Here is a 17,197-nt window from a genome sequence, read left to right as displayed (position 1 = left end):
GACGTCACACGATGTCGGTGACACTGCGCGCGGACACGGCGTCGGCCTCGGCACGGTAGTTGCCCGGCCACGCCTTGCCGAGTGTGAGGCCGCCGTCGACGACGATGTTCTGCCCGGTCACGAACGACGCGTCGTCCGAGACCAGGTAGGCGATCGCGCCGGCGATGTCCGCGCCCTCGCCGGCGCGGGGGATGGGCTGGAACGTCGCCAGTCCCTTGCGCACGCCGGCGACACTGGCGTCGAGTGCGTCTCCGTCCAGGCCGGCACCGTGGCCGACGATGCGGGTGGCGACCCCGCCGGGGGTGACGGCGTTGACGCGGACATGGAACTCTGCCAGTTCCCTGGCAGCACTGCGGGTCATCTGCAACACGGCAGCCTTTGCGGCGCCGTAGGGGTGCGGGCCGAAGCCGGTGCGCACCCCGGCCACCGACGACACGTTGACGACGGCGCCGAAGCCCTGCTCGCGCATCACCCGGGCGGCGTGCTTGGTGCCCAGGAAGGCGCTGCGCGCGAGCACCGCGAACGAGGCGTCCCACTCGTCGACGGTGGTGTCCTCGAGGTAGGTCCACGCGCCGACCCGTCCGGCGTTGTTCACCATCGCGTCCAGCCGGCCGAAGCGCTCGGTCGCGGCCTCGACCGCTGCCGCGATGTGGTCCTCGCGTGTCACGTCGGTGTGCAAGTAGACGCCGTGCTCGCCGAGGGCGGCCGCGACCGCCTCGCCGCGTGCGTCGTCGATGTCGGTCACCACCACCCGGGCGCCCCGCTCCGCCAGAAGGGCGCAGGTCGCGGCGCCGATGCCGCTCGCGCCTCCCGTCACCACCGCGACCTTGCCGTGCAGTTCCGCCATGTCTCGAACCTCTTCCCTGCTGTCCGTGAGAAACACGCATCTTGAGGTATTAACCTAAAGCCATTAGCTTGATATGTCGACGGTCACAGTGCGAAGTCGAGGCCGTCGCAACCGCACGAGGGGAAGGCCCCGCATGTCCGAACTGATCCTGACCGAGCGGCCGCGGCCGGGCGTTCTGCTGATCCGCCTCAACCGCGCGGACGCGCTGAACGCGATGAATGCTCAACTCGTCGAGGAACTGCACGCGGTGCTGGCCGACGTCCGCCACGACTCGGAGACCCGCGCGATCGTGCTGACCGGGAACGGGCGGGCCTTCTGCGCGGGGATCGACCTGCGCGGCTACGGCACCCCGCCCGGCGCGAGCGAGGGCGAGGGACGGGCGCAAGCCGGGATGCGGGTGCAGCAGCACATCGCGTCACTGGTCGAGGCGTTCCGCGGTGCGCGGCCGCCCGTGGTGGCCGCGATCAACGGCGCCGCCGCCGGCGGCGGAATGGCGTTGGCGCTGATGGCCGACGTCCGGATCATGGCCGACACCGCGGCGCTGCACGCTTCCTTCATCAACCGCGGGCAGTCCAGCTGCGACATCGGCGTCAGCTGGCTGCTGCCCCGGATGATCGGATTCTCCAGGGCGGCAGAGATTCTCCTCACCGGTCGGCCCGTCGACGCCACCGAGTGCGAACGCGTCGGCATCGTGTCGTCCGTGCATCCCGCGGAGCGGTTGCTCGACACAGCGCTCGACACCGCAGAGAACATCGCGCGCAACAGCCCGTTCGGGGTGTGGATGACCAAGGAGGTGATGTGGTCCAACCTCGAGGTCCCGAGCCTGCGCGCCGCGATCGACCTGGAGAACCGGACCCAGATCCTCGCCGCCATGACCAAGGACCACCGCGAGGCCGTGTACTCGTTCCTCGAGAAGCGTCCGCCTGTTTATCGGAATGCGTGACAGATCTAACAGAACCACCTACGGGACAACAGCTTTGAACAGACGAGACGAAGGGGTGGTACCGAAGTGAAGGTCGGAGTCATGGCCGGGTACTGGGGCTCGGGACCGCCGCGGCGGATGGAACAGACCGTTGCGGAGGCCGAGGCCCTCGGCGTCGACAGCTTCTGGACGGCCGAGTCGTACGGGTCCGACGCGTTGACCCCGCTCGCCTGGTGGGGCGCCCGCACCTCGACGATCGCGCTCGGCACCTCGGTGTGCCAGATGTCGGCGCGCACCCCCACCGCGCTGGCGATGGCGGCGCAGACCCTCGACCACCTCAGCGGCGGTCGCGTGATTCTCGGCATCGGCGCGTCCGGTCCGCAGGTGGTCGAGGGGTGGTACGGACAGCCGTACCCGCGACCACTCGAGCGGACCCGCGAGTACATCGCGATCATGCGGGCGGTGTGGGCCCGGGACGAGCCGGTGACCTTCGAGGGCAGGCACTACCAGCTGCCGTACCAGGGCGGCACCGGCCTGGGGAAGCCGCTGAAGTCGATCGTGCACCCGCTGCGCCGCGAGATCCCGGTCTACATGGGCGCGGAGGGACCGAAGAACGTGGCCCTCGCCGCCGAGATCGCAGACGGATGGACGCCGCTCTGGTTCTCCCCGAAGACCGACGACTTCTACCGCGCTGCCCTCGCCGAGGGTTTCGCCCGCGAGGGTGCCCGCCGCACCGCGGACGACTTCGAGGTGGCCAACGTGTGCTGGCTGGTCGAGGACGACGACGTCGAGCGGGCGGCCTCCCGGCTCAAGCCGGTCGTGGCGCTGTACGCGGGCGGCATGGGCGCCAAGGACGCGAACTTCCACAACGACGTGTTCGTGCGGATGGGCTGGGGTGACGCGTGCGCCGAGATCCAGGAGCTGTACCTCAGCGGCAGAGCGGATCTGGCCGCGCAGGCGGTGCCGACGGCGATGGTCGAGGACGTCGCCCTCGTCGGTCCCGCGGACAAGATCTGCGAGGACATCGAGAGGCGTTGGAAGAAGACCTGTCTGACCACCCTGATCCTCGGGGGATGGCCACGTCCGGGGAGTAGGGAGCGGATTCTCGACGCCATTCGCTCCTGACCGCAGTTCCGCGCCGGCGTCGTTCCATCCCGTGGCCCGCGCACCGAGATTCGTGATCTCGGTGCGCGGGCTTTGTCGTTCCACCAGAAGCCCTTCCGCTGTTGACTTCAAATACTAATGGCTCTAGTTTATTGCATGACGCAGGTCACAGTCGAGCGTTTCGGTGCGGGCGACCTGCGGTGTCATCGGTTTCGCGCGGAAAGTGAGGTCGACGTGACAGTCGACGTGGACATCAAGAGCATTCGCGATCACGCCCTTCGGGACCTGCTGGGCCATCTCGCCGGCTCCGTCACCGATCAGTGGGAGCGGATCGAACCGTTCGACGCGGGCGACTACCGCGACCCGATGCGAGCGGAGCTGGAGCGGGACAGGATCTTCGGCGAGGTCCCGTTCATCGTTGCGCACTCGTCGGAGCTGGCAGCCCGGCACGACTTCGTGTCGGTCGAGTTGCCGCGCAACAACGTTGTGGTGGTGCGGCAGAAGGACGGCACGGTGAAGGCGTTCGTCAACGCATGCCGCCACCGGGGAGCGCAACTGGTCACCGAGGAGTCCGGCAAGTGCCGCCTCTTCTCCTGTCCGTACCACCGTTGGTCCTACGATCCGGACGGTCAGCTGCGGACGGTCACGCTGGACGCGACGTTCGGCGAGTTCGACCGATCGAAGTACGGGTTGGTGGAACTCCCGGTGGAGGAACGCCACGGCTTCGTCTGGGTGATCGACAATCCGGCGCGCCGGATCGACGTCGCCTCCTGGCTCGGTCCCGAGGTCGACACGATCATGGCCGACTACCGCCTCGGCGACCTGGTCAGCGTCGATCCACACACCTATCGCCGCCCCGTCAACTGGAAGATCATGCAGGACGGCTTCCTCGACAACTACCACGTCAAGTATGCGCATCCGAACACCGCTGGAAAGATGTTGCACACCAACGCCGTCACACTCCGCGACTTCGGCAGCTCGTTCTGGTTCCTCACGGCGCGTAAGAGCATCGACCAGTTCATCGGGACCGAGGTCGAATGGGACGAGTCGATGGAGGGCCACACCATCGAGAGTTGCTTCCTCGCGCCGAACGCGATGTTGCTCAAGCACGCCACGCATTTCGAGTTGCTGACGTTCCGTCCGGTCGGCGCCGACCCGAACGAGTCGATCATGCAGATGCGGATCATGGCACCGACGGTCGAGGCGAGCGGGCTGACCGAGGAGCGCTGGTCGAAGCGGTGGGCCAAGAACTGGAACATCCTGATCTCCATCCTCCACGACGAGGACTTTCCGATTCTCGACAGCTCCCAGCGCTCCATGAACAGCCTTGACGCCGGCGAGATGTTGTTGGGTCGCAACGAGATAGCGAGCCATCTGTTCCGCCGGCGCATCGACGAGCTGATCCGCTGCGAGCCGCGGTCGTGATCGCCGATCACACGGAACCTCCCCCGGCGCCTCCCGACATCGAGATCCGCTGGCAACGGGGCCTTCCCACGGGGGAGCCCGCGGCACTGCGGTCCGCGGCGATCGCCGCCGACGACGAGATGGGGTACTCGGCCGCGCTGGCGGGAGAGGTCTGGCGGTCCGACTCGGCCGCGACCGCTTCGGTCTACACACACCTGCGCCGCCACGACATCCCGGCGGCGCCCCGCGGGCATCTGGCCGCGGTGCTGACGGTTGCGCCGCTGGGCGACGGCGTCGGTGCCGCCGATCTCCTCGTCGCACCGGCCTTCCGCTCGATGGGCGTGGCGACATCGGTGGTCGAGTCGCTCCTCCGAGACGCCGCGACCAGAGCGCCGTTCGAGCGGGTGCTGCTGTGCGCGTACGGCTCCCATCCGGCGGCGTCGCGAATTGCCGCACGGTTCGGCGTGATGCCCGCGGGCAGCCGGACCCACCTGATCCTTCCCTCTCGGTCGGACTTCGACGCGTCGCGAGCGGTCGGGATGCCGCGGCCCGGGGCCGTGAGAACACGCCTCGTGCGGCAGGGGGCCCGCCCCACGCCGGACGAGTGGTCGGTCTTCGGCGAACCGGTCCGCGATCGAATCCGGATCGAGGTCGCGGGCGCCGACGACCAGGCGATCGGATATGCCGACGTGAGCCGCACCGGCGAGATCGGTGCCGTTCACGACGTGCGCGGTCCTGACGGTGATCCGGCCGCCTTCGACACCGCCGTACAGGTCGTGTGCCAGGCGGTTCGGTATCTCGCGGACGGCGGCGCCGCCGCCGTGCACACCAGCGTGCGCTCCGCGTCAGGTGCGGAGTTCGACGCCTTCCGGGCGGCCGCCTTCCAGCGGGACCGCACCGACTTGCTCTTCAGCGGCGCACCGCAGGCGATGCGCCGCCGACTCCGTGCACACGACGTGCCGGAGTGACAGACCGAACGAAAGGCACAGAAGTGGAATCGAACATCCTTCGCCCGCTTGCCGCATGGACGTCCCGGATGCCCGACGAACCGGCGGTCGAGTGCGAGGGCCAGGTGCTGACGTGGCGGGAACTCGATCGCCGTGCCGGCGCCGCCGCCGCCCGCCTGATCGGACAGGGGATCGGCGCGGGCGACCGCGTTGCCGTCGTTGGCCGTCCCTCGCTGACCTGGGCCGCCGCCGCGATCGGAATCCTCCGCGTCGGCGCGGTCGTGTGCCCGCTCAACGAGCGGAACAGTGCGACCGAACTCGGGGAGGCGCTCGCTCGCCTCGAGGTGGACGCGATCGTCACCTCGGCCGCGTGCCGCGCGAACCTGGAAGCCGCCGCACCGGCGACCACCGTCCTGGACCTCGAGGACGTGGCCGCCGACGGCGGCCCGCAGGCACCCCCAATCGGGACCGCGCGGGAGACCGACGCCGTCTGCATCCTGTCGACCTCGGGGTCGACGGGGCTGCCGAAGGGAGTCGTCTACACCCATCGCACGCTCTCCGCAGCCTTCTTCGAGTGGTGCCTGCAGGAGCCGGGCTTCCTGCGCGCTCGATCACTGAACGTCAGCTCGATGTCGTTCGCGGCCGGCCTGCTCAACGGTTTCCTCGGGCCACTCGTGCTCGGGGGAAGTGTGGTGTTCCTTCCGGAGTGGGAGCCGCGCGCAGCGCTCGCACTCATCCGGGACAAGAAGATCAATCAACTGGGTGCGACGACCATCTTCTACGAACAGATGGCGGCGGTCCCGGAGTTCGCCGAGGCGGACCTCTCGTCGTTGACCGTCGCGTTCACCGGGGGAAACCCCGTCACGGCCAACCTCATCCGTTCGTGGTCCGACAAGGGTGTCGGTCTTCGGCAGGTGTACGGGATGACCGAGTCGCAGTCGAACGTCTCGGTCCCGAGCGTTCAGGCGTCGATCGACAACCCGGATTGCGTGGGCAGGGGCGGTGTCACCAGTGAGATTCGGGTCGTCGCGCCCGACGGCACGCCCTGCCCGCCCGGGGAGCGGGGCGAGGTCGTGATCTCGGGGCCCGGTCTCGCGGCGGGCTACTGGAACGATCCCGCGTTGACGTCGGAGTACTTCACGCCCGACGGGTTCCACACCGGTGACGTCGGACAGTGGGAGCCGGACGGGTCGCTGCGCATCGTCGGGCGGACCAAGGACGTCATCATCTCCGGCGGGATCAACATCTACGCCGCGGAACTCGAGCGCGCGATCATGGAGCTTCCCGGCGTGCTCGAAGTGGCGGTCATCGGCGTGCCCGATGTCGAGTTCGGGGAATCGCCCGCCGTGCTGATCCGGGGAACGGATCACGTCGGTCCCGAGGCGGTGGTCGAGCACTGCCGGATGCGCCTCGCACGCTACAAGTCGCCTCGATACGTTGAAATGCTGGCGGAGCCGCTGCCCCGGACCGCCGGGATGAAGGTGGACAAGGCCGCGCTTCGTCGGCAGTTCGGCAGTCTGCCGGACTGGGGTACCCGGCTCGGTGGAACGGTCCCACGCCCCGCAGTGGGCGAGTGACCGCGGCCGCCGGGCGGCGGCGGTGCCGGTGGCCCGTCCAACTAGGGTTTTCCTGACCGGCGCGCCGCGGCGGGATGGGCACCGGGGAGGCACCGATGGGCAGAAGGCCACTGATCCAGCGGGACGCGGTGGTCCGCACGGCGATCGAGATCGTGGATGCCGAAGGCCCGGGGGCACTCAGTGTGGAGAAGATCGCGTCCAGGATGGGGGTGCGCGGCCCGTCCCTGTACAACCACTTCGCGGACAAGGCGGAGATACTCGCCGAGACGGCCCGCGCGATCATCCTGGACACGCCGCGTCTGCCCGATCCGGTCGATCCGGGGGAGGGACGGTGGAAGGACTGGCTGATCGAGTCGTCGGTCCGGTTCCGGGCGACGCTGCTCGCTCATTCCCGGGCAGTGCCCCTCGTTGTCGAGTACTTCCCCCGTGCCCTCCTGGAGACGCTGTACGCGCAGCACTGCAAGGTCCTCGACGCGGGCGGAGTTCCGATCGACCGACAGATGTTCGTTCTGGAATCGGTGCACCGTATGACGGTGGGGTCGGCGATGTGCGTGGCGACGGGACGTCCGGCGATGGCGCCGTTCCTGGAGCCCGCCCGGTTCGACCCTCGGCTGAACGATGCGCTCGAGTCGGGTGGCTGGTCCGACGAGCGCCTGTTCGTCGAGATGCTCAGGGTGTTCCTCGACAACGTCGGGTGACGGCAGCTCCGGGCTGCGTCCGGTCGGAGTTCACGACCGCTGATCCGAGCGAACGCGCCGGGGGCTCTCGACAACCACCACGGCCCACCTTAACCTAAAGGCATTAGCTACTGGGTCGATCGCTCCGGCGACGTCCCGACGAAGAGATCCTGGATGGTGCCCCTGTGTCTGCCCACTCTGCCTCGCTCGACCCGCGAACCCCTGTCCTCGTCGGTGGTGGTCAGATCAACGACCGGGACGGCGGCCGCGAGCCGGTGGACCTGATCGCCGATGCCGCCCGCCGGGCCGCCGACGAGGCGGGCAGCGCGCGGCTGCTCGAACTCGTCGACTCCGTCCGGATCGTCGGCCTGCTGTCGTGGAAGTACCGCGACCCCGGCGCGCTGGTCGGGGAGCGGGTCGGTGCCGCGCCCCGGAACACCGCCTACACCGGCAGCGGCGGCAGCACGCCGCAGGTGCTCGTCAACGCCGCCGCCGAGGACATCGCCGCCGGCCGGTCGGATGTCGTGCTCATCGGTGGCGCCGAGTCGTGGCGCACCCGGATGAAGCTGCGCGGTCAGGGGATTCGTCCCGGCTGGACGGTGCAGGACGATTCGGTGCCGAAGGCGCCGCTGGTCGTCGACGAGGTACCGATGCAGTCGGCCACCGAGATGCGGGCCGGCCTGGACCGCCCGGCCTACATCTACCCGCTGTTCGAGCAGGCGCTCCGCATCACCGCCGGACGGTCCGTGGCCGAGCACCGCGACGCGATCGGCGCCCTGTGGTCCGGGTTCAGCAAGATCGCGGCGATCAACCCGCACGCCTGGACGCAGCGCGAGTACACCGCGGCCGAGATCGTCACCCCGTCCGCGGACAACCGGTGGATCGTCTCGCCCTACACCAAGCTGCTCAACTCCAACAACATGGTCGAGCAGGGCGCCGCACTGCTGCTCTGCTCGGTGGAGGTCGCGACCCGGCTCGGGATCCCGCGCGAGAACTGGGTGTTTCCGCAGTCCGGCACCGAGTCGCACGACACCTACGACATCGCCGAGCGCGGCGCGCTGGACCGCTCGCCGGCGATCCGCATCGCCGGTGCCCGGGCCCTGGACCTCGCCGGCATCGGTGTGGACGACGTCGCGCACGTCGACGTGTACTCCTGCTTCCCGTCCGCGGTCCAGGTCGCGGCGCGGGAACTGGGGCTGCCGCTGGATGATCCGGGGCGACCGCTGACCCTCACCGGTGGGCTCACCTTCGCCGGCGGGCCGTGGAACAACTACAGCACCCACGCGATCGCCACCCTGGCCACCCGGCTGCGGGAGTCGCCGGGCAGCTACGGGCTGGTGACCGCGAACAGCGGGTACCTCACCAAACACGCCTTCGGGGTGTATCGGACCGAACCGCCCGCCGCCGGGTTCCGTCGCGAGGACGTGCAGGCGGCGGTGGACCGCGAGCCGACGACGAAGGCGCATCCCACGTACGAGGGCCCGGCGACGGCCGAATCGTGGGCGGTGCTGCACGACCGGTCGGGTGCGCCGGAGCGCGGCTTCCTCGCGGCTCGCACCCCGGACGGGGGCCGCACGCTCGCGTCCACGACGGACGCCGCGGCGCTGGAACGTCTGCTGGCCGACGAGGAGGCGGGGGCGGGCGTCGTCGTCGCCGAGGACGGTGGGTTCGGGTTCGCCTGAGCCCGGCCGGCGTCTCGGATGTGCCCGCCACCGTTGACGCGCCAATACCTAAAGACATAAGGTAAATGCATACCGGCGCGCTGCGCCGAGCCGGCGCCGACGGCGCCCGTGGATCAAGGAGAATCGAATGTCGGCAGAGGACTTTCGGACGCTGTACGAGCGTCACGTGGGCTACGTCGTGTCCGGGAACATGAAGGCGGCCATCGCCGACATGGTGCAGGAGAACATCCCCGCAGTCTTCGACGGAGTCTCCGTACCGCGCGGCGCCGTCAACGCCTTCGAGATCAAGGACGTGCGCCTCGAGGGTGACCGGCAGATCGGTGAGACGGTCTACGACACCCCCGACGGCGTGATCGGGCTGCGGTCGATCTGGGAGCTGCGTGACGGGCAGTGGAAGGCCGCGTCACTGGAGAACTTCGCCGTGCCCGGAGCCCCGGCATGAGCGGTGACATCGCAGTCGAATTCCCCTGGGGCCCGGCCGCGGACGGACTCGACCTGCCCTACTGGGACGGACTGCGCGAGGGCGAACTGCGACTGCAGCGCTGCGGCAACTGTGCCGAGTGGATCTGGGGTCCGCAGTGGATCTGCGGGCGCTGCCACACCTTCGACCCCGGCTGGGAGACGGTCGAGCCGGTCGGCACCGTCTACAGCTGGGCGCGCAGCCACTACCCGTTCATCACCGAGCTCGCGGACCGGGTTCCCTACGTCACGGTCCTGGTTGAACTTCCCGGCGCCGGAAACCGCAGGGTCCTGGGCATTCTCACGGGCGATGACATCGACGTCCGGATCGGCGACTCGGTGGTCGGACACATCGAACTGGACGAGGGCGCGACCTGGCCGTTGCTGCGGTGGCGTCGACGTGAAGGAGCACAGGCATGAGCGGGGCAGCAACACGCGGCTCGGCCGCGATCGTGATGCGCGGAGCGGCGGCTGTCGTCGGCGTGTCCGAGCTGCACTACAAGCGTGGTGAGGCGCCGCACGGCGAGCTGCGGATGACGCTCGAGGCGATTGTCGCGGCCTGCGCCGACGCCGGCATCTCCCCACGCGAACTCGACGGCTTCGTCTCCTACGCGGGCGGCGGGTACGACGGCGCGACCATCGGCGGCGCCCTCGGCGTCGACGACGTGCGCTGGTCCAACATGATGTGGGGCGGGGGAGGCGGCACCGTCGCCGCCGCCGTCAACAACGCCGCCGTCGCCATCGCGGCGGGCCAGGCCGAGTGCGTGGTCGTGTACCGCTCGATGGCGCAGGAGGACACCGGACGCCTCGGGTACGCCAAGTACTTCTACGGACCGCACTATCTCGCGCACGGTGTCGGCTCGCCCGCCCAGGTGTGCGCGCTGCGCACCCAGCGGCTGCTCGAACACGACGGCGTGCCCCGCGAGGCGATGCGGGCGCTGGTTCTGGCCGCGTACCGGCACGCCCAGAACAACCCCACCGCTGCCGGTTACGGCCGGCCGCTCGACGAGGCGACCTACGACGCGTCCCGGATGATCACCGAACCGTTCCACCTGTTCGACTGCTCCCGGGAAAGCGACGGCGCGGTGGCGCTGGTGCTGGTCTCGGGCGAGCGCGCGAAGCGCATGCGGCCCGACGCCGCCTACGTGCTGGCCGGTGCGCAGGGCGCACCCGGCGGCTACTCGTCGATCATCGACAACGACGATCTGTACACGAGTGCGGGATTCGCCGGCCGCCCGGGCCGACCCGGGGTCGCGGAGAGGCTGTGGACCGCAGCGGGTCTCGGCCCCGACGACGTCGACGTGGTGCAGGTGTACGAGAACTTCAGCGGGCCCGCCGTGGCTGCGCTGATCGACCACGGGCTGGCCCCGACCGGTCCCGCCGCCGGCGAGGTGCTCACCGTGGACAACCTCACCGCGGGGATCGGCAAGCTGCCGGTCAACACCAGCGGCGGCAACATCGCCGACTCGTTCGTCAACGGCATGGGCCTGGCCGTCGAGGCCGTCCGGCAGATTCGCGGCACCTCGACCAATCCCGTTGCCGGAGCACGCACCTCACTGTTCATCGGCGGACCGATGGCGCCGCTGGTCAGCTCGACGCTGTTCGGCCACGAAGAAACCCTCTGACCGAGACATCTGCCCGACCCGGGCGAGACATCTGCCCGACCCGGGCGAGACATCTGCCCGGCTCGGGCGAGAAACCTGCCCGACCCGGGCGCGACCGCACTACCGGAGGATCCTCAATGGACACCACCCTGGACCGGCGCACGTTCTTCATCGACGGCGAGTGGGCCGCACCGCACTCGAACGCGACCTACGACGTGATCGAGGCCGCCACCGAGAAGGTGCTGGGCATCACCGCGCTGGCCGACAACTCGGACGTCGACGCGGCGGTGGCGGCCGCCCGCCGGGCGTTGACGCCCTGGCGCGCCCTGACGGCCGAGCAGCGCGCCGACCACCTCGACCGGTTCGCCGCGGCGCTCAAGAGCAGGGCGAAGCAGACTGCCGTGTTGAGCAGCCGCGAGAACGGCATGCCGATCTCGCTGTCGATCGGTGCCAACGGTTATGCCCCGGGCCTGATGGTCGGCTACTACGCGGACCTGATCCGCCGCGCGGAACGCGAGGACGTGCGCCCCAGCGCGTTCGGGGGACGCACGGTGGTCCGCCGGGATCCGGTCGGCGTGGTCGCGGCGATCACCCCGTGGAACTACCCGCAGTCGCTCGCGGCGATGAAGATTGCCCCCGCCCTCGCCGCCGGCTGCACCGTGGTGCTCAAGCCGGCACCCGAGACGGCGCTCGACGCCTTCGCCTTCGCCGACGCCGCCGTGGAGGCCGGGCTGCCCGCCGGCGTGCTGAACGTCGTGCCCGCCGGCCGGGAGGTCAGCGCGTACCTGGTCGAGCACCCGGGCGTCGACAAGGTCGCGTTCACCGGTTCGACTCCCGCGGGACGGGCCATCGGCGAGGTCTGTGGTCGGCTCCTGCGTCCGGTGACCCTGGAACTCGGCGGCAAGTCGGCCGCGATCGTCACGGCCGACGCCGACCTCGACGTGTTCACCGCGAACCTGCTCGAGGTCTCGCTGGTCAACAACGGGCAGACCTGCCACGCCAGCACCCGCATCCTCGCGCCACGCGGCCGGTACTCCGAGGTCGTCGACGCGGTGACCGAGACCGTGCGGGCGTTGCGGATCGGCGACCCGCTGGACAAGGCGACCCAGATCGGCCCCCTGGTCAGTGCCGCCCAGCGCGACCGGGTGCTCGGCTACATCGAGGCCGGCCGCGCGGACGGGTACCGCATCACCTCCGGTGGCGGAACGCCCGCCGACCAGTCCGTCGGGTGGTACGTCGAGCCGACCGTCTTCGAAGGCGTGGACAACGCGGCGCGGATCGCGCAGGAGGAGATCTTCGGCCCCGTCCTGACCGTCACCCCGTACGGCGACGAGGAGGAGGCGATCGCGATCGCCAACGACTCCGAGTACGGTCTCGGCGGCACGGTGTGGACCACCGACGAGGAGCACGGTCTGGCGATCGCGGACCGGATCCACAGCGGCACCGTCGGTGTGAACCACTACGCGCTGGACCTGGCGGCCCCGTTCGGCGGCGTCAAGGCGTCGGGCCTCGGCCGCGAACTGGGCCCGGAGGGCCTCGCCCCGTACTACAGCGCGAAGTCCGTCTATTTCGGCAGCCGCTGAACCACAGGCAATCACCGATCGAACGGAGCCAACGATGACCCTTCCGCTGGACAGCGTCCGGGTGCTGGACCTCACCGACGGTCTCGGCGAATCCTGTGGCCGCTACCTCGCCGACCTCGGTGCCGAGGTGATCCGGATCGAGATGCCCGGCGGATCACGTTCGCGTGCCGCCGAACCCGTCGTCGACGGCGTGAGCATTCCGTTCGCGCTGCGCAATGCCAACAAGCTCGGGATCACGCTCGACCTGGACACCGACGCCGGCCGGGGGCGACTGCGGGAACTCGCCACGAGCGCGGACATCCTGATCGAGTCGCTGCGCCCGGGCCGGCTGTCCGAGTGCGGTGTCGGCGCGAACGAGATTCGGGCCCTCGTACCGGGACTGGTGTGGGTGTCGGTCAGCGGATTCGGCCAGACCGGACCGTACCGGGACTGGGTGGCGACCGAGCAGGTGCTCTACGGACTGTCCGGAGTCCTGTCCCGCTCCGGTGCCCCGGGCGCGGAACCGCTGCTGCCGCCGGGCGGACTGGTCGAGGAGACCGTCGGCGCGCACGCCGCCTGGGCCGCACTGCTCGCGTACCACCGCCGATTGGGTACCGGTCGCGGCGAAACCGTCGACGTGTCCGCGTTCGAGGCGATCGTGCACGGATTCGACCCCGGATTCGGCACCCAGGGGTCCGCGGCCGCGGCGCGGTCCGAGGATTTCCCGCGGGGCAGGCCGAACGCCGCCAACTTCTATCCGGTGTTCCCCTGCAAGGACGGTCACGTCCGGATCTGCCTGCTCGCCAAACGGCAGTGGCGGGGCATGTTCGAATGGCTCGGTGAGCCAGAGGAGTTCGCGGATCCGAAGTACGACACCATCCCTGCGCGATTCGTCGCCGCGGACACCCTGCACCCCCTGATCGAGCAGCTGTTCTCCGCATACACCCAGGCGGAGTTGGTGGCGGAGGGGGCGCGCCGCGGCGTGCCGGTCGGTGGTGTGCACACCCTCAGCGAGGTGCTCACCACCGAGCACTTCGCGGCGTCCGGTTCCCTCGTCGACGCGGAGATCGCGCCCGGGCTCCGGGCCCGCGTGCCGTCGGGCTATGTCCGTGTCGGGGGAGATCGTGCCGGGATCCGAACGCGGGCACCGCAACTCGGCGAGCACAACGACCTGACCTTCGCGGCGCGGGACATCATTGCCGGTACGGGTGACCCGTCGGCCGCGCCGCTGGCCGGGCTGCGCGTCCTCGACCTAGGGGTGATCGTGTTCGGCGCCGAGTTGAGCCGGCAGTTCGCCGACTACGGCGCCGACGTCATCAAGATCGAGAACGCGAACTTCCCCGACGGGCTGCGCCAGTCCAAGCGCGGCGCGGCGCTGGCCGCATCCGTCGCCTGGGGGCACCGCAACAAGCGCAGTCTCGGGATCGACCTGCGCAGCCCCGAGGGCGTCGACCTCTTCCGGCGACTGGTCGCCGATGCGGACGTGGTGCTGGCCAACTTCAAACCCGGCACCCTGGCGTCGATGGGCTTCTCGTACGAGACCCTCGCCGAGATCAATCCCCGTGTCGTGGTGTCGGAGTCGAGCGCATTCGGCAGCACCGGACCGTGGAGCACCCGGCTCGGCTACGGCCCGCTGGTCCGGGCCTCGTGCGGCGTATCCGCCCTGTGGCGGTACCCGGACGACGAGGAACTGCTCTGCGACGGGCAGACCGTGTACCCCGACCACATCGCCGCGCACGTCACCGCCATCGCGGTGCTCGCCGCGCTGATCGACCGGCGTCGGACGGGACGGGGAACGAACCTCGAGGTGGCCCAGGCGGACACGGCATTGGTGCAGCTCGGCACCCAGCTGGTCACCGAGGGAATCCGGCCCGGGACGATCACCGCGCCCGGCAACGTCGATCCGTACGCCGCGCCGAGTGGCGTGTACGCGTGCGCCGGTGACGACGAGTGGTGCGTGGTCACCGTCCGCGACGACGACGAGTGGGCGGCGCTGTGCGGTGTGGTCGATCGTCCGGACCTGGTGGGGGACAGGCGGTTCGCCACCAACCCGCAGCGGATCGCGAACCGCGGCGAGGTGGACGGCATCATCGCGGCCTGGCTTCGGGACCGGGACCCCCAGGAGGCGACGGCGGTGCTGCAGGCCGCGGGAGTCCCCGCGGGGGCGATGCTGCGGCTGCCGCAACTGCTCACCGACCCGCAGCTGACCGCTCGTGCCACCTACACGGCGGTCGAGCACGAGCTGCTGCCGACACCCCTATCCGCCACCGCCCGGGTCGCCGTGTTCGGCGAGATCGCCGACCCGCCCACCCGTCAGGCTCCGCTGGCCGGCGAGCAGACCCGGCAGATCTGCGCCGAACTGCTCGGCCTGGAGGACGCCGAGATCGATGCGCTGGTGCGGTCCGGGGTGTTGCAGCCTCCGGCGACCGACCCTGCCCTCGTGCGGGAGGTGGCGACCGGCTAGCCCGGACAGCACCGGCCGGAACGCCTTGAAATTGCGACGACAGCAGGTCATCTCGGGTGACGTGCTGTCGTCGCAGTTTGCTTCCGGATGGACGCAGTATTGTGGAACCGGCAGACCTGCAACGGTATTCACGCGCTGGTGACGGAACTTCGAACCTTGCCTCCCCGCTGCGGGCACGATCATGCCGCCGTCACCTGCGCGGCCGGAGTTCCGATTCGACCCGAACAAGCGGGCCTGCGACCAGGCCCGCACGTCGTGCGTCACGCATACGAGTCCGTCCTGGGCTTGCCGGATGTCGAATGGAGTTCAACTTCCGATCGAAATAGATGGTGGTTGCACACATTTGGCGCCAAGTCGAGCGCAAGAATCTTCCGTAGACAAATCTAATGACTATTGGTTAATGTGTTGCGCATCACAGGACATTCCGGGTGATCGCCCGGCCTTACACACATCGAGGTGTGCATGACCGAGACCAGAACCGAAGTCACCGAAAACCTCACGGACTCGATCCGGGCGCGCTCCACCGCGGACTCGCGCCGGGCCAGCCGCGCCGCCTTCGTCGGAACCCTGCTCGAATACTACGATTTCAGCCTCTACGCTTCTGCGGCCTCGGTGGTCTTCGCGAGCGTGTTCTTCTCCGGATCGAGCCCGTTCCTGGGGACCCTGCAGGCGGTCGGCACCTTTGCGGTCGGCTTCCTGGTCCGCCCGATCGGCGGGGTGGTCCTCGGAAGTCTCGGAGACCGTATCGGGCGCAAGCGAATTCTCGTGCTGACCCTTGTGCTGATGGGCGCGGCCACCATGCTTGTCGGCGTGCTGCCGGGATACGCCCAGATCGGATGGCTCGCACCCGTCCTGCTGGTGTTCCTCCGGATCCTCCAGGGCATCGGCGCGAGCGCCGAGTACGGCGGTGCCACGCTGGTTGCGGTGGAGTTCGCGCCGGAACGCAAGCGGGGACTGCTCGGTTCACTCCCCGGTATGGGTTCGGCGCTCGGTGGCGTCCTGGGTACCAGTGCACTGCTGCTGGTGTCGACCCTGCTGTCGAAGGAGGACTTTCTCGACTGGGGGTGGCGGATTCCGTTCCTGCTCAGTGGTTTGATCCTCGCCTACGGGCTGTGGCTGCGGCGGTCGCTGCCCGAGACACCGGAGTTCCGGCGAATCGAGAACGCGGATGACACGGCTCGGACTCCGGTCCGCGACGTGATTCGCCAGCAGCCGCGGGCACTGCTCGCCGTGATGGTGATGGCCATCGGCATGACGGGCATCGGCTACTTCTTCATCGTGTTCATGGGCACTTTCGGCGCCAACCAGCTCGGGCTGGGCAAGACCGACATCCTCATCGGCCTGATTCTTGCCCAGGTCGCCAACGCACTGCTGATCCCGCTGTTCGGTGGCCTCTCGGATCGGATGGGCCGACGGCCGGTGATCATCTTTGGCTTCGTCTACAGCGCCGTCTTCGCGTGGCCCGCGTTCTGGCTGCTCTCGAACCACGGCTCCGCAACCGTGTTCTGGCTCGTCCTCGCTCTGGGCAACGGCATCGGGGTCGCGTCGATCTTCGGCCCGATGGGCGCCTACGTCACCGAACTGTTCGAGACCCGGCACGCCTACAGCGGACTCGGTCTGGGCCGGGAGACCGGTAACGCCCTCGGCGCGGCCATCGTGCCGGTGGTCGCGGTGCCACTGGCCTTTCATGACACCACCGCCTGGCTGAGCCTGCTGCTCTGCGGCATCGCGATCCTCGGCCTGGTCGCGGCGGCACTCTCGCGGACGCGATCGGAATCGCTCGAGGCGGGCGGAGACGTCGAGACTCTGCCGGTGTAGTCGCACCCGGACGTCACGGCACGGGTTCCGATCGCGGGGATCGGAACCCGTGCCGTTCTCGGTCGGGACGATACTCTGGCCTAAAGGAACTAGATATTCGACGCGCGACGGCCGGTGCTGCCGTGGCGCA

14 protein-coding genes are annotated in these 17,197 nt (G+C 69.4%); 13 read left to right on the top strand and 1 reads right to left on the bottom strand.

Annotation, left to right across the window (positions count from 1 at the left end; genetic code table 11):
- Nucleotides 1-4: 4 nt before the first annotated feature.
- Nucleotides 5-847 (bottom strand): glucose 1-dehydrogenase, encoded by an 843-nt coding sequence (locus ACWEPG_RS13670; RefSeq protein WP_450112559.1) that lies wholly within the window; start codon nucleotides 845-847, stop codon nucleotides 5-7.
- A 133-nt stretch (nucleotides 848-980) separates the two neighbouring features.
- Between ACWEPG_RS13670 and ACWEPG_RS13665 the strand changes: the two genes are divergently transcribed.
- The 13 genes from ACWEPG_RS13665 (at nucleotide 981) to ACWEPG_RS13605 (ending at nucleotide 17,067) form a co-directional block, all read left to right on the top strand.
- The gene (locus tag ACWEPG_RS13665) at nucleotides 981-1,790 is read left to right on the top strand and encodes an enoyl-CoA hydratase/isomerase family protein (protein WP_450112560.1); all 810 of its coding nucleotides are present in this window, start codon (nucleotides 981-983) and stop codon (nucleotides 1,788-1,790) included.
- Between the two features lie 66 nt (nucleotides 1,791-1,856).
- Nucleotides 1,857-2,894 (top strand): LLM class F420-dependent oxidoreductase, encoded by a 1,038-nt coding sequence (locus tag ACWEPG_RS13660; protein ID WP_450112561.1) that lies wholly within the window; start codon nucleotides 1,857-1,859, stop codon nucleotides 2,892-2,894.
- A gap of 135 nt (nucleotides 2,895-3,029) precedes the next feature.
- On the top strand, nucleotides 3,030-4,298 hold the full coding sequence (locus tag ACWEPG_RS13655) for an aromatic ring-hydroxylating oxygenase subunit alpha (protein WP_452594589.1): 1,269 nt from the start codon (nucleotides 3,030-3,032) through the stop codon (nucleotides 4,296-4,298).
- Nucleotides 4,295-5,245 carry a hypothetical protein gene (locus ACWEPG_RS13650; RefSeq protein WP_452594588.1) on the top strand — a complete coding sequence of 317 codons (951 nt, stop codon included), beginning with the start codon at nucleotides 4,295-4,297 and terminating at the stop codon, nucleotides 5,243-5,245. The genes ACWEPG_RS13655 and ACWEPG_RS13650 overlap by 4 nt, the downstream gene beginning before the upstream one ends.
- Nucleotides 5,242-6,801 (top strand): class I adenylate-forming enzyme family protein, encoded by a 1,560-nt coding sequence (locus ACWEPG_RS13645; protein WP_452594587.1) that lies wholly within the window; start codon nucleotides 5,242-5,244, stop codon nucleotides 6,799-6,801. The genes ACWEPG_RS13650 and ACWEPG_RS13645 overlap by 4 nt, the downstream gene beginning before the upstream one ends.
- A gap of 95 nt (nucleotides 6,802-6,896) precedes the next feature.
- Complete coding sequence (locus tag ACWEPG_RS13640; RefSeq protein ID WP_450112565.1) at nucleotides 6,897-7,499, top strand: TetR/AcrR family transcriptional regulator; 603 nt, start codon at nucleotides 6,897-6,899, stop codon at nucleotides 7,497-7,499.
- Between the two features lie 164 nt (nucleotides 7,500-7,663).
- A complete protein-coding gene (locus ACWEPG_RS13635; protein ID WP_452594586.1) occupies nucleotides 7,664-9,160 on the top strand; it encodes an acetyl-CoA acetyltransferase in 1,497 nt (498 codons plus the stop codon).
- Nucleotides 9,161-9,287: 127 nt separating this feature from the next.
- On the top strand, nucleotides 9,288-9,602 hold the full coding sequence (locus ACWEPG_RS13630) for a hypothetical protein (RefSeq protein WP_452594585.1): 315 nt from the start codon (nucleotides 9,288-9,290) through the stop codon (nucleotides 9,600-9,602).
- Nucleotides 9,599-10,039 carry a Zn-ribbon domain-containing OB-fold protein gene (locus ACWEPG_RS13625; RefSeq protein ID WP_452594584.1) on the top strand — a complete coding sequence of 147 codons (441 nt, stop codon included), beginning with the start codon at nucleotides 9,599-9,601 and terminating at the stop codon, nucleotides 10,037-10,039. The genes ACWEPG_RS13630 and ACWEPG_RS13625 overlap by 4 nt, the downstream gene beginning before the upstream one ends.
- The gene (locus ACWEPG_RS13620) at nucleotides 10,036-11,244 is read left to right on the top strand and encodes a thiolase C-terminal domain-containing protein (RefSeq protein ID WP_452594583.1); all 1,209 of its coding nucleotides are present in this window, start codon (nucleotides 10,036-10,038) and stop codon (nucleotides 11,242-11,244) included. The genes ACWEPG_RS13625 and ACWEPG_RS13620 overlap by 4 nt, the downstream gene beginning before the upstream one ends.
- Nucleotides 11,245-11,360: 116 nt before the next feature.
- Nucleotides 11,361-12,806 carry an aldehyde dehydrogenase gene (locus ACWEPG_RS13615; RefSeq protein WP_452594582.1) on the top strand — a complete coding sequence of 482 codons (1,446 nt, stop codon included), beginning with the start codon at nucleotides 11,361-11,363 and terminating at the stop codon, nucleotides 12,804-12,806.
- Nucleotides 12,807-12,840: 34 nt separating this feature from the next.
- The gene (locus ACWEPG_RS13610) at nucleotides 12,841-15,249 is read left to right on the top strand and encodes a CaiB/BaiF CoA transferase family protein (protein ID WP_452594581.1); all 2,409 of its coding nucleotides are present in this window, start codon (nucleotides 12,841-12,843) and stop codon (nucleotides 15,247-15,249) included.
- 462 nt (nucleotides 15,250-15,711) lie between these two features.
- Nucleotides 15,712-17,067, top strand: a complete 1,356-nt coding sequence (locus tag ACWEPG_RS13605) for an MFS transporter (protein WP_452594580.1) — start codon at nucleotides 15,712-15,714, stop codon at nucleotides 17,065-17,067.
- Nucleotides 17,068-17,197: the final 130 nt, after the last annotated feature.

It is taken from the genome of Rhodococcus sp. NPDC004095 (genome assembly GCF_053604015.1).
The sequence above is the reverse complement of the archived record's forward strand: the minus strand, read 5'-3'. Positions and strand labels throughout refer to the sequence as shown.

Excerpts from the sequence above, each read along its gene's own strand:
- ACWEPG_RS13670 (WP_450112559.1), bottom strand. The coding sequence starts at position 847 with ATGGCGGAACTGCACGGCAAGGTCGCGGTGGTGACGGGAGGCGCGAGC.
- ACWEPG_RS13665 (WP_450112560.1), top strand. The coding sequence starts at position 981 with ATGTCCGAACTGATCCTGACCGAGCGGCCGCGGCCGGGCGTTCTGCTG.
- ACWEPG_RS13655 (WP_452594589.1), top strand. The coding sequence starts at position 3,030 with ATGACGCAGGTCACAGTCGAGCGTTTCGGTGCGGGCGACCTGCGGTGT.
- ACWEPG_RS13640 (WP_450112565.1), top strand. The coding sequence starts at position 6,897 with ATGGGCAGAAGGCCACTGATCCAGCGGGACGCGGTGGTCCGCACGGCG.
- ACWEPG_RS13630 (WP_452594585.1), top strand. The coding sequence starts at position 9,288 with ATGTCGGCAGAGGACTTTCGGACGCTGTACGAGCGTCACGTGGGCTAC.
- ACWEPG_RS13625 (WP_452594584.1), top strand. The coding sequence starts at position 9,599 with ATGAGCGGTGACATCGCAGTCGAATTCCCCTGGGGCCCGGCCGCGGAC.
- ACWEPG_RS13620 (WP_452594583.1), top strand. The coding sequence starts at position 10,036 with ATGAGCGGGGCAGCAACACGCGGCTCGGCCGCGATCGTGATGCGCGGA.
- ACWEPG_RS13615 (WP_452594582.1), top strand. The coding sequence starts at position 11,361 with ATGGACACCACCCTGGACCGGCGCACGTTCTTCATCGACGGCGAGTGG.
- ACWEPG_RS13610 (WP_452594581.1), top strand. The coding sequence starts at position 12,841 with ATGACCCTTCCGCTGGACAGCGTCCGGGTGCTGGACCTCACCGACGGT.
- ACWEPG_RS13605 (WP_452594580.1), top strand. The coding sequence starts at position 15,712 with ATGACCGAGACCAGAACCGAAGTCACCGAAAACCTCACGGACTCGATC.